Below are 23,422 nucleotides of genomic sequence, written 5' to 3'. Positions count from 1 at the left end.
ACCAACATGGCGAAAACCGCGGCGGCTTTACACATCCTGGTCAAAGAGGAAGCGCTGGCAAAAGAGATTCTGGCGAAACTGGCGAAAGGCGGCAATTTTCAGGAACTGGCAAAGAAGCACTCAACCTGTCCTTCCGGCCGGAAGGGTGGCGATCTGGGCGAATTCCGTCAGGGACAGATGGTACCGGCCTTTGATAAAGCGGTCTTTACCTGCCCGCTGCTGACGCCTTACGGGCCGGTAAAGACCGGCTTTGGTTATCACATTATCAAAGTGCTCTACCGCAACTAGTTACTTCTTCTGCTTCATCTGCTGCAGGACGGTGCTGCACTGGTTATCTTCGTTATCACTTGGAGAGATCAGTGCCAGCAGCGCCGCTGCAGGACCTACGACCGCGCCCAGCGCCACGGCAGCGGCACCACGCGCCAGCAGTGGCCCCGTTTTCACGCCCGCATCAGGATTTTTAAAGGTGCCGCGCACATAGAGCGGCGAGCGCAGCGTCACGATGCGAATGCCTTTACTCTCCGGATTCACCGACAAATCAAGCCGCTCGCTGGCGAAGTTTGCGTTGCCGGAGACATTGATAATCGCGTTCTCGGTGTCAAACACAAACAGGTTGGGCGTTGCCACACCATTCTGCAGTTTGAGATCGGTGGCGGCGCAGTTGATGCGCACCTGGTCATCGCCAAACAGTTTACCCACCACATAGTTACCGACATTGAGACCGGCAATTTCCATCAGGCTGCGGCTGATCAGACCGTCATTCATCAGCAGCTTAAGTTGCCCGTTACTGGTTCCCAGCAGGTCGGCCACTGAGTTACCGGTGCCGGTAAAGCTGGCATCGCCATTGAGCTGACCACGGCTGTTCTTCATCGCCTCCACCGTCGGGAAGAGCTGACGCAGTTGCAGCTTACGAACATGAAGGTCAACCCGACCGCGCATTGGCGAGTGATCACCCTCCAGCCGGATAGTGCTGTTGAGATTGCCGCCCGCTACACCAAAGCGCAGCGGGTCCAGCAGCAGATCGCCGTTTTTCATCTGTAAGTGGGTATAGAGATCGCTTAACGGCAGTGAATTACTGTGTTCGATCCGTTTGCCGCTGAACTTCACGTCGGCATCCATCACATCCCAGTTTTTGGTCTCGAATTTATCATGCGGCAGCACGCGATCAGCAGGCTGGTTCGATTTCTCACCGCGACGCGCTTTGGCCTGCGCGGTTTTTTCACTGCCTTTACCGGAGTCCACGCCAATGAGTGGACCCAGATCGGCCATACGCAGTTGCTCAGAGGTCATTTCGCCGCTGAGCGTCGGGCGAGGTTTGACCTGGCTGTAGATCAGCGAGCCATGAATATCGCTGTCACCAATGTGACCATTGAATTTCTCATAGCGGTAGACCGCGCCCTTTTTACCATTGAATTTCGCTATCAGATGGCCGTCAGTTTCATAAGGCGGTGTGTCAGGCAACAGAACACCGGTCAGGCCATAAAGATTAGCCAGCGTATCGCCCGAGAAGCGTAGTCGCACGTTAAGCCCGCCGAGGTTCATTGGATCCTGCAAACCGCCAGTCACCTGAACCCGCGTGGTGCCGTTGCGCACATCGGCCTGAATCGGGAAGGGGGTGTTCTGGCTTCGCAATGACAGCATGCCCCCAATCTTGCCGTCGCCAGTGAGTTTCTCGTTGTTGTAGGTGCCGCTGGCCTGCCAGCCAAAGACAAAGTCGCCTGCGCCTTTCTGCTGGTCATCGCCTCCGGCGATCTGCGTATACGGCACCGGTTTGCCCAGTGGATTGACCTGTACCGTGACATCGGCGCGGTTAATGGCGTCGCGATAACGAATCTGGCCCTGATCAAACAGAATATTATCCAGACGGAAGGACCAGGCCGATGGCGCGGCATTCTTCTCATCCTTGTCGCTGTCAGCAAGGGTAAAGGTCCAGTTGTTCTTTTTATCGGCGGTCTGAATCAGTCGCGCATCGGGTCGCTGCAGCTTAATCCATGGGATGAACAGCTCTTTATGCAGTAACGACAGAGGTGACAGCGTGGCGTCGACACGCTGCAGATGCACCATGGTGACGTCAGAAATGTCAGGCGGGTTGCCCAGCATAATATCTTCCGCATGGATCTGCGGCCACGGCACCCAGCGCCGCCAGCCGGCCTCGTCGCGATTTCGTGCCCAGTCGATGCCCAGATCCCCGCGTATCGCAAAGGGACGGTTTAATTCTGTTGAGACTTTCTGATTAATGGTGGGCTTCAGGCGGTTCCAGTCAAACGTAGCGATCACAACGATAATCACCACAATCAACAGCACCAGAATACCTGCTACCCAGCTGACGATTTTCCCGGTACGCGACATTACGCTTTCTCCTTGCACATTCACGGTCTGCGTTAAAGATAGTCGAGACCACGAGCAACGGCATCAGGGAAGCTGGAGAGTGAGGTGATTCAATTCAGAAAAGGGGACGGGACGCGAAAAGTAATAGCCCTGTGCAGCAATCGCAGGCGACGCTTTGACCTGCTGCCACTGCGCTTCCGTTTCCACCCCTTCAACAATGACACCGTTACAGTAACGATTAATCAGCGCAAGCAGCATCGAAAAGAGACTCCGCCCTTCATCCGTCGTGCCCAGCATAATAAACAGGTCGCGCGACAGCTTGATGTAATCATATTTCAGTTCAGTCAGCGCTGAGAAATTTGCCATACCTGAACCAAAATCATCCAGCCACAGCGGCCCCAGTTCCGGTATTTTCGCCACTTTCTCCTCCTGCGGCAGCGCCTGATGCTCGGTGAGCTCAAACCGTATCCAGGGCAGCTGGGCAATCAGGCGGCGAATGGCGGGTCGTTGCTGAATGGCGAGCAGTGAAGGACCGTCTATGTTGACCGAAGCGACCATATCACTGCGCTTAAAAAATTCGCTCCATTCTGCCAGCAGTTCAAGCTGCTCATGCACGACATCCAGGCGCCGGGCAATATCGAGTCCGGCAAACCAGGCTTCAGGCGAAAGATTCCGTTCCGGTTCAGAAGGATGCGACACGGCAGTCAGGAGTTCAATGGCAAGTAATTGACCGGTAACCCGGTAGATGGGCTGAAACCGATAGCGTCGATGACATTGTTGCCAGAAGAGCGGGGTTTCCGGGTGGAGTTTAAGGTCGTTTGAAGACGGCAGCCATTGGCTAATACTCTCCATCACCATGCTATTTCCCTGAGTGGTAACAAGTCCCCAAAATGGGTGACTGAGCGATTATCAAAAGTGCCTGTGATATTAAGATGAACGGCATGGCAATATAAAACGGCGAGTTTATCAGCCGTCTCGCTAACATAATCGACTAAACAAGCCGACGTTAGCCGCGTTTATCTGCCAGATCGAGGCTGTTTCATGCCTTAAGTTAAATTAAAACGGCGTTTTAAAATCATTGACGTCTGCCATACCAGACGCGAGACTAGGACGATATTTCACTACAGGTCTGAAACCATGACGCACAAGAAAATCGCCATTATTGGCGAATGCATGATTGAGCTGTCCGAAAAGGGTGAGAACATCAAACGGGGCTTTGGCGGCGATACGCTTAACACGGCAGTTTATCTCGCCCGCCAGGTCGATGAGCAGCAGTTGCGGGTCGATTATGTCACTGCGCTGGGAACGGATTCGTTCAGCGATCAGATGATCGCCGCCTGGCAGCAGGAGAAGGTGAATACGGACCTGATCCAGCGCCTCGATAATAAGATGCCGGGCCTGTATGTGATTGAAACGGATGCCGATGGCGAGCGTACTTTCTGGTACTGGCGCAGCGATGCTGCGGCGCGTTACTGGCTTGATAGCCCGCAATCTGAGGAGATAGCCGGGCAATTGTCGCACTACGATTATCTCTATCTCAGCGGCATCAGTCTGGCTATTCTGCCGCCGTCCAGCCGTGAGAAGCTAATGACGCTACTGGCCCGTTGCCGGGCAAATGGCGGCAAGGTGATTTTTGATAATAACTACCGCCCGCGTTTATGGGCCGATCGCGCCAGTGCGCAGGCTGCGTATCGCGCCATGCTGAACTGTACCGATATCGCCTTCCTGACACTGGATGATGAGCATCTGCTGTGGGGCGAAGCGCCGCTGGAAGAGGTTATCGCGCGAACCCGTCAGGCGGGCGCCAGCGAAATCGTGATTAAGCGCGGTGCCGATTCCTGTCTGGTGGTCACCGGCGATGCGCCGCTGATTGATGTGCCTGCGGTGCGTCTGGCGAAAGAGAAGGTGATCGATACGACTGCTGCCGGTGATTCATTCAGTGCCGGGTATCTGGCGCGCCGTCTGACCGGGGCTTCTGCGGAGGAAGCCGCGCAGCGTGGGCATCTGACAGCCAGTATAGTGATTCAGCATCGCGGCGCGATAATTCCGGCAGAGGCGATGCCTGAATGATGCTGTAGCCGTTAGCGTCGTGAAGATCGATCGGCGAATGCAGATGACGAAAAATGCGCCCGGAGGCGCATTTTTTAGCTTCTGGCATTCACACCTTTTACGCACACAGCGGCTGACTGAACTGCATCTTATAGAGCCGTGTATAAGCGCCGTTCTTCTGCAGGAGCTGCTGATGCGAGCCGCGCTCCACAATCCTCCCCTCTTCTACCAGCAGAATTTCATCGGCCTTTTCAATGGTTGAGAGCCGGTGAGCGATGATCAGCGTGGTCCGGTTCTGCTGCAGCGTCTCCAGCGCAGACTGAATGGCGCGTTCAGATTCGGTATCCAGCGCCGAGGTCGCCTCGTCGAGGATCAGAATTGGACTGTCGCGCAGCAGGGCGCGGGCAATCGCGATGCGCTGGCGCTGCCCACCCGACAACAGCACCCCGTTCTCCCCAATCACTGTATCCAGTCCGTTATCCATTTTATTAATGAATTCCATAGCATGGGCCATCTGTGCCGCCTTTTCGATTGCTTCACGGCTGAAGACGTCGGTACGGGCATAAGCGATGTTGTTGGCGACCGTGTCGTTGAAGAGGTGAACGTGCTGAGAGACCAGTGCCACCTGCTCACGCAGCGAGGCCAGGGTGTAGTCACGCAGCGCATGACCATCCAGCAAAATCTCTCCGCTGTCGATGTCGTAAAAGCGTGTCAGCAGGCTGGCGAGAGTCGATTTACCCGAACCGGAACGGCCCACCAGCGCCACAGTTTTACCGGCGGGAATGGTCAGGTTAATATGCTCCAGCGCGGGCGTTTCCGATCCCGGATAGGTAAAGGTGACATCGCGAAATTCTATATTGCCGGTCGCGCGTTCAACCACGTATGTTCCTTCATCTTTTTCCTGTTCAGTATCCAGGATGGCAAACAGTGTCTGACAGGCAGCCATACCGCGCTGGAACTGGGCGTTAACGTTAGTCAGTGACTTTAACGGACGCATCAGCATCAGCATGGCGGAAAACACCGCACTGATAGAACCCGCCGTCAGTGTGGCCATCACAGAGGGAAAACTCGCCGCATAGAGCACAAAGGCGAGCGCAGAGGAGGCGAGCAGCTGAATAATGGGATCGGAGAGCGAGGTCGCTGAGACCATTTTCATCCCCTGACGACGCATGTTGTTGCTGACCTGTTCGAAGCGGGTCGTCTCGACCTGCTGGCCGCCGAACATCAGTACCTCTTTATGACCTTTCAGCATCTGCTCTGCATGAGACGTTACCTGCCCCATGGTGTTCTGCATGTTCTTGCTAATACCGCGAAAGCGCCTGGAGACGATGCGAATCGCCAGCGACACAATGGGTGCCAGCACCAGCAGGATCAGGGAAAGCTGCCAGCTGTAGTAGAACATCATCACAAACAGGCCAAGAATAGAGGCTCCCTCACGGACCACCGTCACCAGCGAACCGGACGAAGAGGAGGCGACCTGTTCGCAGTCGTAGCTGATACGGGAGAGCAACGTGCCGGTTGATTGCTGATCAAAAAAAGCCACCGGCATGCCCATCATATGGCTGAACAGTCGACAACGCAGGGCCATGACCACTTTGCCTGACACCCAGGAGATACAGTAACTGGAGATATAGCCGCTCACACCGCGGACCAGGATCAGCCCGATAATCACCAGCGGCATCCAGATCAGAATGCCGTGGTTATTCCTGCCAATCACATCGTCAAGCAGCGTCTTCAGCAACGTCAGCATCAATGGATCGATTGCTGCGTTGACGATCAGGGCGACACCCGCAACCACCAGCCCCAGTCTGAAGGGAGAAATTGTCGGCCACAAACGAGAGAAGGTTTGCCGGGTAGAGAGATCGTTATCAAACATGGAATTCATCTTACCGTTGTGAATGAACGGCTGATGTTATGTTAAACCTCATCAACCAACAGGAAACTGCCCGACGCTGAACATTCCCAAATGAGACTGGCACTTAAGCCCCTGCAGCGAAGTGAACGTGATTCTGGCGGTAAAATCATTATGCTGTCTGAACAGCACACAGCGTGATATCCGGTAAATTTTGGCTAACAAAGCGAGCCATGCCAGCCATTTATCTTAAGCTGCAAATTCGTGGTTAATAGCGGACTTCAAGCGGCATCCCTCTTCAATCCGCCTTATAATTTATTGATTAAAATTAATCATTTATATAAATAGATCCACCACCAGGCATAGTCCGAATCTGGTCAGATTTGCCCTTTTCGGATGGACGACTGCCTGAAAAAAGACCATCTTTTAATCAAAAGACAGCAGGACGCTGTTCTCTCCGGCCGCGAACAAAACAATTAAAATATTCCCCGCATCAGGATCTATTTATGCACACAGAAATTATTAATATCTGGCCACACGGTGATGCGCCAGGCGCCAGCGATTCGCGCGCAGAGCCGCAGATCGTCGATATGGCAAAAGAGTATGAGCCTTACGATCGCGCAGCGACCGGCGTACGTTGCCCGGAGATGGCGATCTGGCATCCGGTCGAATCAAACGGGATTACCCTGCTGGTTGCACCGGGCGGTGGCTATCAGCGCGTGATGATCGATCGTGAAGGCAGCGCCCTGGCCACCTTCTTTACATCGATGGGTTACACCCTGGCGGTCATGACCTATCGCCTGCCCTATGATGGACATCATGAAGGTCCCGACGCGCCATTGGCCGATGCGCAGCGTGCGGTTCGCGTCCTGCGTGAACGGGCACAGCGTGGCCTGAACGGTAAATACATTGTGATGATGGGCTTTTCGGCGGGCGGCCACGTGGCAGCCAGTCTGGGAACGCGTTTCGCAGAGAAACTCTATCCGGTGCAGGATGGCGCAGAAAACTTCTCGCCGCGTCCCGATGCGATGGTGCTGGTTTATCCGCTGATCAGCATGCGTGATGGCATTGCCCATGAGGGTGCCAGAACCCGCCTGCTGGGTGCGTGGCCGGATCAGAAAACCATTGAAGCCTATTCAATGGAAACCCGTGTTCATCCGCTGGTGCCACCGACACTGTTGATCCACGCCGCCGACGATGATGATGTCTCGGTGAATCACAGCATGGCGTTTTTTGGCGCGCTGCGTGAGCATAAGGTGCCGGCAGAGGTGCATTTCTATCAGAAAGGCGGGCACGGATTTGGTATCCGTGGCGTGGCAGATTTGCCCCTCGCCAGCTGGCCAATGTTAGTGACCGAGTGGCTCAGGGCAAAAACCTGACGTTAAGCGGCGGGCGGAACGTCTTTGACGTTGCTATCCGGCGGGCTGGCTTCATTGCTGGTCGCCGGTGCCGTTGCCGGTGACATTACTTTGTCCCAGCTCTCCTGCAGGCTCTTCACGTTAGTTTCCGCTTCGCCTTCCGGCTGAATCAGAACCATCATCAGTTCCTGCGTCAGCTGCTGGCGCAGCTCCTGGTTCAACTGTTCACGGGTCAGGCCGGCCAGGAAAGTCTGACGCAGCTTCTGATACTGCTCAGGCGCAATATCGACCACGGCGTTCTGCTGAGATCGCAGGCGCTGGCTCATCAGCACATCGGTATCGGTGCGGGCATAGGTGGTAAAGAGCTTATTCAGCTCCAGCAGCTTCTGCGCCATCAGCGCATCAAACTCCTCCTGCGGAATGCCTTTATCACGCACGTTCGCCAGCTCGCGCGCCACCAGATTCATATTCTGCGCCAGGTTGTCGTTGCGACCGTCCATGTTGATCGAGCACTGCGCACGCTGATAGAGCACGCGGCAATCAAATCCCACCTGGATGCCCTGCGCCTTGCTGTCGCTGAGCGCACGCTGGACATGCCAGAACAGCGCTTCACGGGCCAGGTCGCCCTGCCAGTAACGTTGCAGATTCTGGGAGTCCCGAATCGGTTGCCACGGCGTATCCCACACCAGTGAGAGACGATCCTGCGTCATGTTGCTGCTCACCAGATTCACCGGCTCGTGCGGCAGCGGCGACAGGGTGGGCAGAGGTGCAGGCGTTTCACGTTTCCCGGTTAGCGCCGAGAAGGTTTTGTTGATCTGCTCAGAAAGGTTCCGGCTATCAACATTGCCAACAACGTAGAGCGTCATCGCATCAGGGGTGTACCACTGATGATAAAAATCGTTGAGCTGGGTTAAATCGACGGGTGCGCGCGGCTGCGCGGCGGGATCGTGCGCCAGCAGCGCAGAGCCCTTCAGGCGGTAGCGCCACCAGACATCCTGCGAATCTTTCGGCCAGGTCGCCACCGGATCGGAGGCGGCCAGCGCAGTGTTGACCACCTGTTCGGTGATAGCCATATTGCCCGCCGTGGCCGCCAGCCAGTTCAGTGCTTCTTTCAGCAGTTCGGGACGGTTATTCGGCAGACTCAGATTATATTGGGTGGAGTCATAGGAGGTAATGACAGGCGGCAGCGGACGCTGTGGATCCATCGCCTGTTGCCATAGCGCGCGTTGCTGGTTGTTATCAAGCGCGGTGTTATGCACCATCGCCAGGCGCGACAGCAGATGACTGAAGCCCGTCTGTTGCGCACTCTCTACCAGCGAACCGGTATTCACCACCAGCCGCAGTTCAATGCGGTCGCTGGGGCGTTGCGGTGTGGCCAGTAACTGCCAGTTAAATCCATTATCCAGCTTGCCTTCCTGCCAGGCCGGATCCGGTTGCAGCGTTTCTGCCTGGAGACCAAAGCTGCTTGCCAGCACTAATCCACCAACCAAAAGCCGAATTCTGGTGCCCTGCATGTGAACCCCTACTCAAATAATTCAAATATTGTTATCACTGGCGCATATTGCCGCTGTTATTAACGAATCGGCTGGCGCCGAATCGCGCTGTTATCCAACAACAAAGTGTTTGACCACAGGAAGCTCAGGATGTCGCGTAACGAAGTGAAAAACGTCAAAAAAAACAAGTGGGGTTTATTATGCAAATGCCCGCTGTCAGGGCAAGCGACAGCGGGCATTTGTGGGGATTTAAGTTAAATTCAATGATTAAATTGAAGATTCAGTCGCTTTATTCTCTTTATTTCGGCCTGCCAGCGTATCGGTCAGCTGTTTATGATCCAGCTGGTCGACCCATTTCGCCACCACCACGGTCGCTACACCGTTACCAATCAGGTTAGTCAGCGCACGGGCTTCGGACATAAAGCGGTCAATACCGAGAATCAACGCCAGACCCGCCACCGGCAGATGGCCCACCGCAGAGAGCGTCGCCGCCAGCACGATGAATCCACTTCCGGTTACCCCCGCCGCACCTTTGGAAGAGAGCAGCAGCACCACCAGCAGCGTAATCTGATGGAAGATATCCATGTGCGCATTGGTCGCCTGAGCAATAAATACCGCCGCCATGGTCAGGTAAATCGAGGTGCCGTCCAGGTTAAAGGAATAGCCGGTGGGAATCACCAGCCCGACCACCGATTTCTTGCAGCCCAGCTTCTCCATCTTATCCAGCATGCGCGGCAGCGCAGATTCGGAAGAGGAAGTCCCCAGCACAATCAGCAGCTCTTCTTTTATGTAGGCGATAAACTTGAAGATGCTGAACCCGGCAAACAGACGCGCAATCAGCCCCAGCACAATCACCACAAACAGAATACAGGTGATATAGAAACAGATAATCAGCTGGCCGAGTTGCACCAGTGAACCCACGCCGTATTTACCGATGGTGAACGCCATTGCGCCAAATGCCCCTATCGGTGCCAGACGCATGATCATATTGATAATGCCGAAAATCACTTTTGAGAAATTTTCAATCACGTTGAAAATCAGCGTGCCGGTGTTACCCAGACGATGCAGGGCAAAACCAAACAGAATGGCAAACAGCAGTACCTGCAGAATGTTGCCGCTGGCAAAGGCGCCAATCACGCTGTTGGGGATAATATCCAGCAGGAAAGCGACGACACCCTGTTGCTCTGCCTGCTGCGCGTACATCGCCACAGCTTTGGCATCCAGCGTGGCAGGATCAACGTTCATCCCGGCACCTGGCTGCACCACGTTCACCACGATCAGGCCGATAAGCAGCGCGATGGTGCTGACAATTTCAAAATAGAGCAGCGCAACCGCACCGGTCCGTCCTACCGCTTTCATGCTTTCCATGCCAGCGATGCCGGTCACCACGGTACAGAAAATGACCGGGGCGATAATCATCTTGATTAACTTAACAAAGGCATCTCCCAGCGGCTTCATCTGGGTCCCTAACTCCGGGTAAAAATGGCCTAACAAAACGCCGATGCCAATCGCCATCAGCACCTGGAAATAAAGGCTTTTAAAAAGTGAGGTTTTCATAAACAGGTGTCCACTAACGCCGTGAGGTGATGTTGTCGGATTCGTTATTGTGACTGTCAGGCAACAGAGGTAGCGCCTGACAGTAACCCGAAAATAACACTCTGTTTACGTGATTAATACAGGGTGACAAACGCCCAGGAAACCCTGGGATCGTAATTCTGAACTGAAACGCTTCAGCAAGGGGTTTTGTAACTAAAATTCTCGCAAAATCAATGAATCAGGCAATTATTGCGGCAGTGAGGAGTTTTCAATCCACGCCTGATTAAATCGGGTCAGAGGCAGGGCTTCAGCGTAGAGATAGCCCTGCCCGATAGCGATACCGCGCGCCAGAAGCCAGTCGCGCTGCTCGGCTGTTTCCACGCCTTCGGCAATCACTTCAAGGTGGATAATCTCGGCGATAGCCGCGACGATACGGACCATTGTGTCGTCATGCGGTAGCGCCGCCACGAAGCTGCGATCCATCTTCAGCTTGTTTACCGGCAACGCTTTCAGCTGATGCAGATAGTTCAGGTTGGAGTAGCCCATGCCAAAATCATCCAGGGCCACGGCGACGCCGGTCTGCTGCAACAGGCGCAGCATCGACATCGCCTGTTCTGCATCATCAAGCTGAGCGGTCTCTGTCACTTCCAGCACCAGCGTGTCGGGTGCGATGCGGTGGCGCGTCAGCAGGGCTTGCAGATGAGAGACCACGCCGGTGTCCCGCAGTTGCACAGCGGAAATATTCACACTCAGCGGCAGCATAATGCCCTGCCGCTGCCAGCCAGCCAGAATGCGGCACGCCTCTTCAAACACCCAGCGACCTATCGCGCTAATCACGCCAATCTCTTCGGCGCTGGCAATAAATTCTTCGGTAAGACCATAACTGCCGTCTGGCTGGCGCATGCGCAACAGGGCTTCGGCGCCGGTTAACGCGCCGGTCCGCATATCGACCTGCGGTTGCAGGTAAAGCGCGAACTGATCATCATGCAGACCCTGCAGGATGTCATGCTCCTGAGTCAGACGCTTCTGCGCGCGCTCGGTCAGTGCGGCATCAAAGAACAGGATCTGATTTTTGCCCTGATGACGGGCCGACATCATCGCCGACGTCGCGCGGTCAAGCAGCTCATTCGCGCTCAGCGGCTGATCCTCATGCAGCGCCAGACCGATGCTGAGATTAGGGCGCAGCTGGAGCTGATGGAGGTTAACCGGCTGATTAAGGCGAATCATCAGATTACGCGCCAGACGCAGCGCGCGGAACGGATTGCTTGCACGCTTCATTAGCAGGACAAAATCGCTGGTCCCGGTCTGCGCCAGCAAAGTATGGTCGTCCAGGGTATTACGGATCTTCTCCACCAGCGTCAGCATCAGTGTATCGCGCTGCTCATCGCTGAGTACGCCGTTAGCTTCCTGGAGGGTTTCAATGCGGATGACCATCAGACCCAGTGACTGTTCAGGCATGCGCATGCACTGATCGACCAGCGCCAGAAACAGAGTGCGGTTGGGCAGATCGGTGACGGGAAAATGGGTCGTCAGCCGGCTCATCTCATCATGGATTGACTCCAGCACCTGCTGATTGCGGTTGTAGCTACGGACCAGCATACCGATTTCATCATCGCGGTGGCTCTGCGGTAGCGACAGCTTGTGCGTCAGAATCGACTGGGGCGGCAGCTCCTGCAGTTCGCGAGAGAGATTGCGCAGCGGATGCACCACCAGCCGGTTAATGCACCAGCTGATCGCCACGGAAAGAATCAGCGCCAGCAACAGATAGGTGATAATCATGGTCGAGAGCGTGCTGAGGATAAACTGGTAGACGCGCGTCGAGTTAGCCTGCAACACCAGATAGGCCAGCGGCTTCGGCATCCCGGTATTTTCGACTGAATAGAGCGGCAGGGTAATCTGCACCGGCAGCTCAAACAGGCGGGCGACCAGACGCGGCACCGGTTTTTCCACCTCGAAATCTGCATGCAGAGCCTGGAACGCATTCGGCAGCACCACATCGGCGCGCGATAAAATACCGGCCGGTTTCAGGGAGTGAAGAATACGTTCGGCCTGAGGAATATCGGCGCGCAGCACCGCTTCCGACAGCGGCTGACGGACGGTGTGCGCGATATTCTCCATCTGCTGGGCGTAGTCAATCCTGCGCTGCTGCACAAAATGAAACAGTTGGATGACGATAAAGATACTGATGGTGATAATCGCAACCAGCGAAACTGTCGCCATCTGCTTTATCGTAAGTGACCGGCTTACGCGCAAAAATTCTCTCCTGACGATGAAAAAAGCCCAGATAGCAGACAGTACAATGCCCGCCAGTATATCCCATAAACTGACTTTTTTACCGTCTGAAAAGTCCGGCTTTTTCCCGATCGGGATTATTTAAAATCTGCGTAGGGAACCAGCGGCTGTGGCGGCCTGGCTGGATCCCCTCTCCGGCTTCCGGCAGAACAGCGGCCAGCGTCGCCATTCTGCCCGTTATCAGCGCTTCTCCTGAAACGCCTGCCAGGTCAACAGTTGCAGGCTGGCAGAAAAGTAGTTCTGATCCGCAGCCAGCTTATCGCTCAGATGGCCGGTCTCATTCAGCGTGAGGTCGCGCACCGCCAGCAGACCGCCCTCCAGATGATAAGGTGCAGGTGCATTCGCCAGCACATCGAACCAGGCGGGAGTCAGCATACGGCTATAACCCTGCCAGACGCGCTGAAACGGCACCAGCGCCAGACTGTGCGGGTCATACCACCAGATGTTCAGCGGTACGCGAATCGCGTCGTAACTGAAGCGGTTTGAGTAACCGACAGCCGGGGCAACCGAACCGTCGGCATTCAGCGCAACCCAGTCCAGCGGCAGACCGGTTTTGCCAAACCTCAGCTTACCCAGCAGCGTAAAACCATCATTAATCAGCTTATCCCAGACCTGCAGATGACTGCGCTCGCCAAACTCACGCCACGCCTGAAACAGGAAATAAGAGGGGTTAAGCACCACATAGCTGGTTTTATTGAAACCCTGCGCGCCCGGCAGCAGGACGGTATAGCCGCCAAAGTTCGTGACATCCAGCTTGATGATGGCGCGCTGAATACGGTCAGATGCCTGCTGGTAGCTCTCCACCTGCCATTTCTGAGCAGCGCGCTGCAGCGCCCAGGCCAGCAGCACATCACCATCCGAGGCGTTGTTCTTATCAGCAACCGGATTGTCACTGCCTGGCACATAGCGCCAGTAGAAGAGATCGGTCTGCGGATTACCTAACTGGGTGCGTGTCCACTGCCACAACCTGTCAAACGTGGCGCGATCATTGTTGGCTACCGCCAGCAACATGCCATAACCCTGACCTTCGGTGTGACTGACATTGTTATTGGCGGTGTCCGTGATCCGCCCTTCCGCCGTCAGAAAACGACCTTTAAACGTGTCCCAGCCGCTGGCACTCGCCTGCGCGCTGCAGGTCAGCAGTAAAACAGAGCAGATCCAGCCCATCCAGAATGGCTTACGTTTCATTTCCGATCCTATTGATATCGATAGTGCAGCGTGCTGCCATCGTTGAGTTCAAGCGTAACCGGCACAATCCTGCTGCCGCCCTGGCCCTGTAACCAGCCTGAAAACAGTCCGGCTATGACTGCGCCAAATACTGCCTGCCAGTCAGCCAGAGAATGGGTATTGTCGCCAGCCGGTAAGGCGTGATACGTCATCAGCAGCGCCGTCTCTTCCGGCTGAAGCTGCACAAAGCCCCAGTTAAATCGCGCCAGCTGTAAGTTGGCCTCGCGCTCCAGATCCTGCACGGTGCGTGACGCTGGCAAAGGATAGCGGGTCGCCAGTGATTCACCCATTTTATAAAGAAAGGCCTCCGCCTCCTGCTCACCCGCGTTGGCCACCATCCCGTCAATCATCACGCTGACCAGGTCAAACCAGCCCGGCTGATGAGGATGTGATACGCCAGAATGTTCACTCATTACTTCTCTCCAAACAGATAACGGACATAGAGCTGCGCGCTGCTTTCGTTGTAGTCACCAAAGGTGTCATAGCCCAGCTGGCCGCCAATCGTCACATCTTTGTTGAGTTTGTAGTCCGCCCCGGCGTGCAGGTTGTAGCCAATGCCGTTTTTGCTGCTACCAGAATAGTAAGCGTCTTTTACACTGCCTCTGGCGGCAAGGGCTTCCAGCTCAGATTGCAGGCTGGCATTTGCAGGGAAGTACGCGCTCTTATCCTGACTGTAGGTCTGATAACCAGCCGCACCGCCAATATTCACGTTGAGATCATCAAATTTACGTGAGAACTCTATCGGGAATGAGACCGACGCGTAGTTCTGCGGGCTGAAGTAGCCGCCCTGACCGTAACTGAAGTAGCTGAGGTTTTTCGAGAAATCCATCCACGACAGGCTCATGCCTACTTTCAGCTCGCGATCGTCACTGTGGAACGGACGGACATAAGCGCCAGCGGTTGCCTGCAGACTGTTATTGCTGGCGACATTCTCGCCAAGGTAGCTGTACGCGCCCGCGCCAGCATAGAAGCCTGCATCGCCATTGTCATAGCTTAACAGGGCGTTCGCGCCGTTCTTCGTGACGCGTCCCCAGCGTTTGCCGCTGGTTTTATCTTCTGCGCCGACGTAGGAGAGCAGGCTATCAGTAATCGCACGACGCTCACCGGTGAGGATCAGCGTCAGGAAGTCAGTGAGTTTCGGTGACCACTGCACGCCACCGACCAGTGTACTGAGATCCTGGCCCAGTGGCGTGCTGCCAATGTCCACTTTATAACTGTCGCCCTTCAGTGCCAGATTCAGCTCCACGCCAGAGGCGGTTTGCGAATCGGTAACGCCGTTCGGCAGATCATTCACCGTCGCACCGCCTGCGGCGACAACCCGGCCCTGACTCAGTGCATTGGTGCCGAAACGACGCCAGGCATCGGCTGCGCCACTACCCGCCGTGAGTGAGACCGGCGTGGCGGTAAAGTCGAGACGCGCCGTTTCAAACGGCACGGTTGAGAAGGTCAGCGGCGCTTTGGCTTCTGTCAGCTTACTGAGGCCTGACTCGCCATCACGCCCCCGCACCTGCACCATGCCCTGACTCCAGGTGCCGGTTTTCTCCTGAAGCGAATCCATCATGGTATCGACGTCGTGCAGAACCTGTGACTGATGAGAGACGGTTTCGCTGCCCGCGGCCAGATCGCCCTGCGCTGTGACGCCCGTTGCAATGCCCACAGGTGCCGCCTGCCAGGGCAGCACAGTGCCGTAGCTGGACGGCGAACGTCCCACTGGTGAGGTATTACGGTTGATAAACGGATTATCCGCCAGCGCCAGGCCGCCCACGCTCGGCACGCTGCCAGGCTGTGCACCCTGCAGGCCAATCAGCTGCCCGCGTGCTGAACGCAGATATGCCATCGCCTGCGAATGGTCGCCATTGGCTTCCGCGACTCGCGCCAGCAGCAGCAGTCGATCCGGCGTCTGCGTGGTGGTGTTGAGGCCGCGACTCAGCTCGTTAGCGCGTTGTAGATTGTTCTGCGCCAGCGCGACGTTGATGGCCCCGACGCGCGCATCCTGCGTCGGTGTATCCTGGGTCATCAGGTAGTCATAGACCACACCCGCATCCCGGTTCATCTTGCCGTCCTGGTAAAGACGGGCCATCGCAAACATCAGATCACGGTTCTGCGGATCCTGCTGTAGTGCGCCAATCAGCTTGTCATACGCCACCGCGTACTGGCGCTGCTGCCGCAGGCGATCCACTTCCTTAATGAGATAGCCGTTGCGAATACCCGCCAGCTGCGTCGGCGTACTGCGCGCCTGCAGTTCCGGGTTACTGAGGAAGCGCTGCGCCTCACTGCCGAGACCCGCCTGATTCAGCACTGCCATCTGTGCAGCATAATCGCCAGCATTGCCCTGCACGCCGCGCTGCAGGTTAGCCTGCACCACCGAAACGGCGCTGGTGAGATCGCCCGCCTGCGCCAGCTTCTGCGCCAGGTTTCCGGCATCAACCGGATTGGTCGGTGGCGTGACCGCGAGCGCTTTCAGGGTATTGGCTGCTGCTGCCGTCGCGCCCTGTGCCAGGTATTGATCGGCGGTGCTCATCTGCAGATTAAAATTCACCCGCTGCGCCAGTTCACGCATCGCCGCCGTTTTAGCATTAGCGGGAATGCGCGCCAGCAAGGCGCTGGCCTGCTGCCAGCCGCCGCTTTCGCTGGCATTGAGCGCACCAGCATACAGCTCGCTGGTGCTGGCCCCGTTGCGCATCACCGGTTGCATTACGTTGGCCGCCAGCAGCGTATCGCCCTGCTGACGATAAAGCCGCGCTAAATCGAGCCGCAGCCAGCCATCCGAGGGATAGCGCTGAACGCCCTGCTGCAACGTCGCGATGGCCGCGGCGTTGTTGCCAGCGGCAAGCTGACGCTTCGCCTGCTGACGCAACGCATCGGCTTCATTGGCCCGTGGCGTAACGCTCTGACGCACGCTGTCCGGCAGCGCGCCCAGCAGCGTACTGGCTTCGGCATTCCGATTCTGCTGACGCAGAACGTAGAAGAGTCCTTCTTTGGCGCTGCGGTTATTCGCATCGCTTTGCAGAATGCTGCGGTAAATTTGCTCTGCCTGCTGCGGTTGATTGGTGCGGCGCAGCACGTCGGCGCGGAACAGCCTGGCGGCCAGCCCTTTCTCACCGTCAGCCTGCACCAGCGGTTCACTTAAGGTCAGCGCCTGCGCAGTGTCCCCGCTTTTTAGCGCCTGCTGGGCGCTGGCCAGTTGTGCATAAAAGCGCGCATCGTCCGCCTGTTGCTGACGTGAAGCACCCTGATCGCCGCCGAGCTGTGCAGCGCGCTGCAGATAATCTGCCGCTTCCTGATAATGTCCGGCACGCTCGGCCACATAGCCCATACCCGCTAACGCATCAGCATCCTGCGGATTGGCGCCCAGCACTTTTTCAAAACTGGCCTGCGCTCCACCAACGTCACCGCTGTTCAGCGCGCTGAATCCGGCCCCTTTTTCTGCGCCACCGACATTTTTACGGTAGTAGTCGATTACCGCTGAGTCCTGCGGGTGACGCTGCTGCCAGGTCTGATAGAGCGCTGCATCTGACGGCTGAGGGCCGAGCCACAGCAGTGCCTGACGCAGTGAGCGATCGGCATCCTGATTACCACTCGCCAGCGCGCTCAGCATCTCAATACCTTCGCGACGGGTCTGTTCCTGATAAGTCAGCGCCTTACCCAGCGCCAGCTTCGCCCCCGTATCCTGCGGGTGCTGAGCCGCAAACTGGCGCAGCGCCTCAACCGCCTGCGGCAGCAGCGTCCGGTCACCCGCCATAGTGAGATAATATTCTGCCGCGACGCTGGGTGGTGGCTCATTGCCGCTAAAGGTATTGCGCCAGGTCTGTAACGCCGCCGGAATATTGCCGCTGCGCGCTTGCTGACGCGCCAACGAAAGCTGCGCCTGTGGAATGGTCTGCAGCTGGCGTGCACTGTCCAGTTCGCCGAGGTGCGGATCGTTGGGAGAGACCTGACTAAGCCGGGCGCGATACTGCGCCGCGGCGGCATTATCGCCGCCCTGCTGTGAATAAAGTGCCAGCAGATAAAGTGCCTGGGTATTGCCGGGTTCAACCATCAGCACCTTTTGCAGCGAGGCTTTCGCCAGATCATCATGCGCTTTCTGATGCCAGTAAGAGGCCTGATCGAACAGCGCCTGCAGCGCCGGATTGGTGCTTTCCGCCGCCAGAAGCGGCGGTGACAGAGCCAGCGCGCTGCCCAGCAGCAACGCCTTACGAATACCGGCACTCAACAGATTATTTTTCATTATTATCCTTACTTCCTGCCGGAATCACGATCTTGCTTTGGGTTCAGACGCCGCCACGCATGACGCTTCAGCATCACCCAGGCCGCACTGCCCACCAGCGCAGAGAGCAGCATCGCCGCCAGCGCCAGCAGCACCGAATGCTGGTTGGCATACCACACCACCATCATGTACCAGGGCATTTCGCCGCTGGGGAATTGCGCCCCGACGCGGAAACTGCGAATACCGTTTTCATCGGTAATAATCGCGGTATCGCCCCGAATTCCGGCGTTAATCTGCGCCGAACTCAAATCGTTATGCAGTCGCAGCAGCTGATCGTCGCTGGTTGCCACCGTCATCACCACCAGCCGATCGCGATTCCACGGCGATCGGTAGCTGAGGAAGCCTCGCCACGCCTCGTTGGAGGAGAAATAACGGTCGGCATCCAGCTGCTGGAGACTCCAGTCGCCCGTCAGCCAGCCGCGTAATTTTTCCAGCGTACCGGGCTCTTTTACACCAAAGGTGTTGCTTGTGGCGTCATACGGTGAGGCTGCCAGCATCGCCTGATTAAAGGCGCTGTTGCCGGTTGTACTGACTGCCAGCAGATCGCTCTGTTGTAAGCGCGCCATGTTGGTGCCGCCGTTGGGCAGACCAAACAGCACCTGATTCTGCGTCAGTGCCACCCCCGTAGCGTTACCGGCACGCGCCGCCAGATCCAGCAACGTCGATAGCTCGGCATTGCTGGGCGTTTCCGGCAGCAGGAGCGTGGTCTGGCCGAAATCGGCCAGACGCGAGAACGGGAACGAGGCACCCACAAAGTAAGAGAGATTTGGCAGCATGCTGAAGTGACGGGTATGGCTCAGGTCGATCCATGAGTCCTCTTCAATCCGGCTCTTAATGTTGTTGTTCAGGAGTACACCGCAGGGCGCATCGGCTCGCGGTTTGATATTGAAGTAGAGCGCAAGCTGGTTGTCGCCATAAATCAGATAGGGTTCGAGATTCAGCTGATACTGCTCCTGACGCGCGTCACCGCCTAAACGATGCCAGACGTTTTCCAGCAGCCCGACTTTATTCACCGTCAGGTTGCGCAGGAACGTACCGTTAAGCATGACGTTGAGAAACGAGTTGTCCTCATCAATCCAGCTTTCCGACGGGAAGCGATAATGCAGGTTGACCGGCACCGTTTTTCCATCCCACAGGAACAGGTCAGGTGCGGCGCGGAAGTTAACGCGTAGCGCATCATGCCAGATGCCACTGCTGGTGAGACTCTGATCCTTACGCAGCAGTTCGCTCAGACGTACCGGTCGGTCGGTGTTAATCCAGCGCGGTGCATCGTAAGGTTTGCGGTTGCCAATGGTCTGTACAGGGACCTGCAGCTGGCTCTCATCGGTCGCGAATGGCTGCGTCGTCAGCCGGTTCGCTGCCTGACGCAACTGCTCCTCATTGTTGCCACTCACCAGCAGCAATTTGTAAACCGGGTTGTTGGGATTATCCACCACCTGCAACATCGAGCCATTACTGGCCGGGAACGTCAGGGTACCGATCCGATCGCCAGGATGACCAAACAGGATACCGTTGTTTTCCGGCAGTTCGCCGCGTACTACCGGGAAGCGGATGCCACGATAATCACTCTGAATACCGAGCCAGGAAGCGACCAGTGCCGCAGCGCTGACCGCATCGGGTGAGAGGTTACTGGCAAAGCCCATCGTGATAGTGGACGCCGTCATCCGCTGAGGATCCAGGAAGGGACGCGGAAAATTGCGCAGACTGGTACCGATATTAAGCTGCTGCCCCTCAAGGTGCAGGGAGGTCTTCGGCATAATCGTGACCTGGTACTGCTGCGCGCTCTCTTTCTCACACAGCAATTTGTCCGCATCGTTAATTTTAAAACTCAGGTTGTTGCTCGACACCACCATCGCCGCGGGAACATCCAGCTCATAGTCACTGACGTCGCTGTCAGTGGCTCCCAGCGGCAGTGTGCCGAGTGGCTGACCATTCAGCATCAACTGCAGCGACGTATTGCGTGCGGCCAGGGCGGCAGAGACGCGCAGCGTCAGATTCAGTCGTGCATTGGTAATGACTTCATCGCTGGGCAGGGTAAAGGTGATGCCCGACTGTAACTGGCCGCCGGTCAACGTAATGCCACGTGACTGGCCCATCTGAGCCACTGAGATCGTGCTGCTGATGGGCTGATTGATGGCTGCGGTAATCGGCAGCTGCGGTTCTGCAACCGGCATCGTCGCCTGGCCTGGCGCGTAGGGCAGCGCACTGGCAGCCGCTTCCAGCGCCGGATCGGCGTTGCTCAGTCCCTGTGGCAGTGGCACCGCGGACAGCGCGCTGCTGTCCTGGGTCACGGCACCGGTGCTCGTCACGGGTGCGGCGGCCGGCGCAGAAGCCTCACCGGTCGCTGACGCCTGAGATGCTGATGTTGTATCACCAGCGGGTGCATAGGATGGGGTCGTGGCTGCTGGTGTCGCATCCGGTGCGGCATTCTGTGGTGCAGAAGCCGAAGCCGATTCTGTGGCCTGGGTAGCCGGGGCCGCTGATGGTACTGACTGCGTTGCAGACTCGCCACCGCTGGCCGGGGCCGTCACCTGGGCTGAACCGGCAGTCGGCGTGACACTATTATTCATCGGTGCCGCAGGCGCGGCATCACTGACCGGCACCTGATTTGTCGCTGGCGCACTGCCCGCTGCATTAGCTGGCTGCGAAGCAGAAACGGCATCAGGCGGTGTCGGCGCTGAACTGTTTACCGGCGCACTGGCTGCTGCATCGGCTGGCTGCATAGCAGAAACGGCACCATACGGCGTCGGCGCAGGACTGTTTAACGGGGCACTGCTGCTGTTATCAACAACTGCCGGCGTTTCCGCGCCAGCGGGCGTCAGCCATAACGCTGCGGTCAGTGAACTGGCCAGCAAAGTTTGCGTCAGGATCTTCATGCCACGCCATCCTCTTTCGCCGCCGCAGCCACCGGATCGACATTTTTACGTTTATCGTGGCGGCCCTTCCAGGTCAGCCAGAACAGCTCAAATACGGTACGGATAATGGTGCCCAGCGAAATCAGTGGGTTGTCCTGCTTATACTCCGGCTGAATCCAGGCATCCGCACGCGCCAGTACCACACGGACCAGTTCGCGGCGACGCGCCAGCGGCATCGCCTCAAAGCGCAGCCGGATACTCTCCTCATCACCGGAAATCTTACTGACCGGAATGGTGATGGCGCCGGATTTCAGCATCAGATCAATCTCTTCAATCTCATCCGTTTCATGGCGTCCATCTGGCGCGTCGAGTTGCGCACCGCCCATCGAAAGGTTGCTGGTCTGGGTGCGTGATGAAATGCCGCTGGCGTAATGAATAATCGCCGGGATTTGCACATCTACGCGGATAGTTTTACGCACCTGTTTGGTTTCGCGCGCCACGGCAATCGCCGCCATCAGAATGATCAGGCTGAAGATCGCCCAGCCAACGTTGAGTGCGATGACATAAGGATCGACGCCAAAGTAGTCATGCATCACGGCACGCACTACACCCGCCACAATTCCGATGCCCAGCAGCAGCGCCACAATCACGTGCGGACGCACGATATGGAAATCGAAGAACCCCTGATCCAGCACGCCGCCTTTATCGGTGACGTTAAACTTCCCATGTTTTGGCGACAGCAGGGTCAGGAGGGTCGGGATCACCAGATGGAAGCACATCACCGTTTCATAAATCTCACCCCAGAAGGTGTAACGGAAACGGCCATTCATGCGGGAGTTAACATAGAGCGACATGACCAGGTGCGGCAGCACGTAGGCGAAGATCAGCGACGCCGAGGAATGAATAATATTCAGGTTAAACAGCAGGTAGGCCAGCGGCGCAGTCAGGAAGGCAACGCGTGGCAGACCAAACTGGAAGTGCAGCATGGCATTAAGGTAGCAAAGACGCTGCTGCCATTTCAGGCCACGACCAAACAGCGGGTTATCAACGCGGAAAATCTGCGTCATGCCGCGCGCCCAGCGGGTACGCTGAATGATATGCAGGCCCAGACGCTCGGTTGCCAGACCGGCAGCCAGCGGAATGGCCAGAAAGGCGGAGCCCCAGCCCAGGCGCTGCATTTTCAGAGCGGTATGCGCATCTTCGGTGACAGTTTCAACAGCAAAGCCGCCAATCTCTTCCAGCGCTGAACGACGGATCACCGCACAGGAGCCACAGAAGAAGGTGGCGTTCCAGTTGTCGTTACCCTGCTGAACCGGGCCATAAAAGAGTGAGCCTTCGTTTGGAATGCTGCGCGCGGCGCGCAGGTTACGCTCAAAGGGATCGGGAGAATAGAAATAGTGTGGTGTCTGCAGCAGCGCCAGCTTCGGATCTTTCAGAAACGGTCCCACCGTTGCCTGCAGAAAGGTACGGGTCGCCACGTGGTCGCAGTCAAAGATGCAAATCAGCTCACCTTTGGTGATCTTCATCGCATGGTTGAGGTTACCCGCTTTAGCATGTTTGTTGTCGTCGCGGGTGATGTACCCTACCCCGACATCTGCCGCAAAGCGGGCAAATTCGCTGCGCTTACCATCATCCAGCAGATAAACTTTAAGTTTGTCACGCGGGTAGTCGATACATTGCGCGGCCAGTACAGTGTCGCGCACCACATCCAGACTTTCATTATAGGAAGGCACATAAATATCAACCGTCGGCCACAGACTGGTATCGTCTGGCAAAGGTTCAATCGTGCGTTTTAAGGGCCACGTGGTTTGCAGGAAGCCGAGAATTAAGATCAGCCAGACGTAAAGCTCCGCCAGATATAAGCCAATCCCTAAAATAGCCTCAACTTCGGAATTAAAGTGCAGCGTCTCAGTAGTGCGCCACCAGATATAGCGGCTGGACATCAAGGCAGAGAGAATCACCATCACCACAGTTATTTTGCGGCTCTTGCTGAAACCCAATAAAAACATCATGCCAATGCTGATCAGACCAAAAATATACTGTTTCTGGCTGTCCATTGGCGTAATGATGATCACCGCGGCAACGGGTGCAAGCACCAGCAGCAGCAGGTAAAACCCGATTTTACTCATGATTCACCCTGAGAAGAGCTGTGTTAGTTAGTCGCC

General features: G+C 56.5%; 14 protein-coding genes. 3 read left to right on the top strand and 11 right to left on the bottom strand.

Annotated elements, in window-relative coordinates:
- The first annotated feature begins 6 nt into the window (after positions 1-6).
- Entirely contained in the window at positions 7-288 is a 282-nt protein-coding gene (gene ppiC, locus LQK91_RS19070; protein WP_008926423.1) for a peptidylprolyl isomerase PpiC, read from the top strand.
- On the opposite strand, the gene LQK91_RS19065 is transcribed toward ppiC, so the two are convergent.
- A complete protein-coding gene (locus tag LQK91_RS19065) occupies positions 289-2,349 on the bottom strand; it encodes an AsmA family protein (protein ID WP_003851971.1) in 2,061 nt (686 codons plus the stop codon).
- 63 nt (positions 2,350-2,412) lie between these two features.
- On the bottom strand, positions 2,413-3,186 hold the full coding sequence (gene pdeH / locus LQK91_RS19060) for a cyclic-guanylate-specific phosphodiesterase (RefSeq protein WP_003851972.1): 774 nt from the start codon (positions 3,184-3,186) through the stop codon (positions 2,413-2,415).
- Positions 3,187-3,465: 279 nt separating this feature from the next.
- Between pdeH and LQK91_RS19055 the strand changes: the two genes are divergently transcribed.
- Positions 3,466-4,398, top strand: coding sequence for a sugar kinase (locus LQK91_RS19055; protein WP_003851975.1), 933 nt, complete (start codon positions 3,466-3,468; stop codon positions 4,396-4,398).
- 97 nt (positions 4,399-4,495) lie between these two features.
- Here LQK91_RS19055 and msbA read toward each other — a convergent pair whose 3' ends face one another.
- Positions 4,496-6,253 (bottom strand): lipid A ABC transporter ATP-binding protein/permease MsbA, encoded by a 1,758-nt coding sequence (msbA, locus tag LQK91_RS19050; protein ID WP_008926421.1) that lies wholly within the window; start codon positions 6,251-6,253, stop codon positions 4,496-4,498.
- 482 nt (positions 6,254-6,735) lie between these two features.
- Between msbA and LQK91_RS19045 the strand changes: the two genes are divergently transcribed.
- A complete protein-coding gene (locus LQK91_RS19045) occupies positions 6,736-7,608 on the top strand; it encodes an alpha/beta hydrolase (protein WP_003851978.1) in 873 nt (290 codons plus the stop codon).
- Between the two features lie 2 nt (positions 7,609-7,610).
- Here LQK91_RS19045 and LQK91_RS19040 read toward each other — a convergent pair whose 3' ends face one another.
- The 8 genes from LQK91_RS19040 to bcsA all read right to left on the bottom strand — a co-directional run bounded on the left by LQK91_RS19040 (position 7,611) and on the right by bcsA (position 23,386).
- Complete coding sequence (locus LQK91_RS19040) at positions 7,611-9,101, bottom strand: M16 family metallopeptidase (RefSeq protein WP_008926420.1); 1,491 nt, start codon at positions 9,099-9,101, stop codon at positions 7,611-7,613.
- Between the two features lie 246 nt (positions 9,102-9,347).
- Entirely contained in the window at positions 9,348-10,637 is a 1,290-nt protein-coding gene (locus tag LQK91_RS19035; protein ID WP_003851983.1) for a dicarboxylate/amino acid:cation symporter, read from the bottom strand.
- Between the two features lie 225 nt (positions 10,638-10,862).
- Positions 10,863-12,869, bottom strand: coding sequence for a biofilm formation regulator HmsP (gene hmsP / locus LQK91_RS19030; protein ID WP_003851984.1), 2,007 nt, complete (start codon positions 12,867-12,869; stop codon positions 10,863-10,865).
- Between the two features lie 219 nt (positions 12,870-13,088).
- Positions 13,089-14,096: a glycosyl hydrolase family 8 gene (locus tag LQK91_RS19025; RefSeq protein WP_003851988.1), complete on the bottom strand. Its 1,008-nt coding sequence runs from the start codon at positions 14,094-14,096 to the stop codon at positions 13,089-13,091.
- Positions 14,097-14,104: 8 nt separating this feature from the next.
- A complete protein-coding gene (gene bcsD / locus LQK91_RS19020) occupies positions 14,105-14,548 on the bottom strand; it encodes a cellulose biosynthesis protein BcsD (RefSeq protein WP_008926419.1) in 444 nt (147 codons plus the stop codon).
- Positions 14,548-18,363, bottom strand: coding sequence for a cellulose biosynthesis protein BcsC (locus LQK91_RS19015; RefSeq protein WP_105100005.1), 3,816 nt, complete (start codon positions 18,361-18,363; stop codon positions 14,548-14,550). The genes bcsD and LQK91_RS19015 overlap by 1 nt, the downstream gene beginning before the upstream one ends.
- A gap of 8 nt (positions 18,364-18,371) precedes the next feature.
- On the bottom strand, positions 18,372-21,278 hold the full coding sequence (bcsB, locus tag LQK91_RS19010; protein ID WP_105100004.1) for a cellulose biosynthesis cyclic di-GMP-binding regulatory protein BcsB: 2,907 nt from the start codon (positions 21,276-21,278) through the stop codon (positions 18,372-18,374).
- Entirely contained in the window at positions 21,275-23,386 is a 2,112-nt protein-coding gene (gene bcsA, locus LQK91_RS19005; RefSeq protein ID WP_003851993.1) for a UDP-forming cellulose synthase catalytic subunit, read from the bottom strand. The genes bcsB and bcsA overlap by 4 nt, the downstream gene beginning before the upstream one ends.
- Positions 23,387-23,422: the final 36 nt, after the last annotated feature.

This window comes from Pantoea sp. MHSD4, from assembly GCF_021043305.1.
GTDB classification, from domain to species: Bacteria; Pseudomonadota; Gammaproteobacteria; order Enterobacterales; family Enterobacteriaceae; genus Pantoea; species Pantoea eucalypti.
The sequence above is the reverse complement of the archived record's forward strand: the minus strand, read 5'-3'. Positions and strand labels throughout refer to the sequence as shown.

What these genes read in the sequence shown, in the direction of transcription:
- ppiC (WP_008926423.1), top strand. Translation starts at nt 7, where the DNA reads ATGGCGAAAACCGCGGCGGCTTTACACATCCTGGTCAAAGAGGAAGCG.
- LQK91_RS19065 (WP_003851971.1), bottom strand. Translation starts at nt 2,349, where the DNA reads ATGTCGCGTACCGGGAAAATCGTCAGCTGGGTAGCAGGTATTCTGGTG.
- pdeH (WP_003851972.1), bottom strand. Translation starts at nt 3,186, where the DNA reads ATGGTGATGGAGAGTATTAGCCAATGGCTGCCGTCTTCAAACGACCTT.
- LQK91_RS19055 (WP_003851975.1), top strand. Translation starts at nt 3,466, where the DNA reads ATGACGCACAAGAAAATCGCCATTATTGGCGAATGCATGATTGAGCTG.
- msbA (WP_008926421.1), bottom strand. Translation starts at nt 6,253, where the DNA reads ATGTTTGATAACGATCTCTCTACCCGGCAAACCTTCTCTCGTTTGTGG.
- LQK91_RS19045 (WP_003851978.1), top strand. Translation starts at nt 6,736, where the DNA reads ATGCACACAGAAATTATTAATATCTGGCCACACGGTGATGCGCCAGGC.
- LQK91_RS19040 (WP_008926420.1), bottom strand. Translation starts at nt 9,101, where the DNA reads ATGCAGGGCACCAGAATTCGGCTTTTGGTTGGTGGATTAGTGCTGGCA.
- LQK91_RS19035 (WP_003851983.1), bottom strand. Translation starts at nt 10,637, where the DNA reads ATGAAAACCTCACTTTTTAAAAGCCTTTATTTCCAGGTGCTGATGGCG.
- LQK91_RS19025 (WP_003851988.1), bottom strand. Translation starts at nt 14,096, where the DNA reads ATGAAACGTAAGCCATTCTGGATGGGCTGGATCTGCTCTGTTTTACTG.
- bcsD (WP_008926419.1), bottom strand. Translation starts at nt 14,548, where the DNA reads ATGAGTGAACATTCTGGCGTATCACATCCTCATCAGCCGGGCTGGTTT.
- LQK91_RS19015 (WP_105100005.1), bottom strand. Translation starts at nt 18,363, where the DNA reads ATGAAAAATAATCTGTTGAGTGCCGGTATTCGTAAGGCGTTGCTGCTG.
- bcsB (WP_105100004.1), bottom strand. Translation starts at nt 21,278, where the DNA reads ATGAAGATCCTGACGCAAACTTTGCTGGCCAGTTCACTGACCGCAGCG.
- bcsA (WP_003851993.1), bottom strand. Translation starts at nt 23,386, where the DNA reads ATGAGTAAAATCGGGTTTTACCTGCTGCTGCTGGTGCTTGCACCCGTT.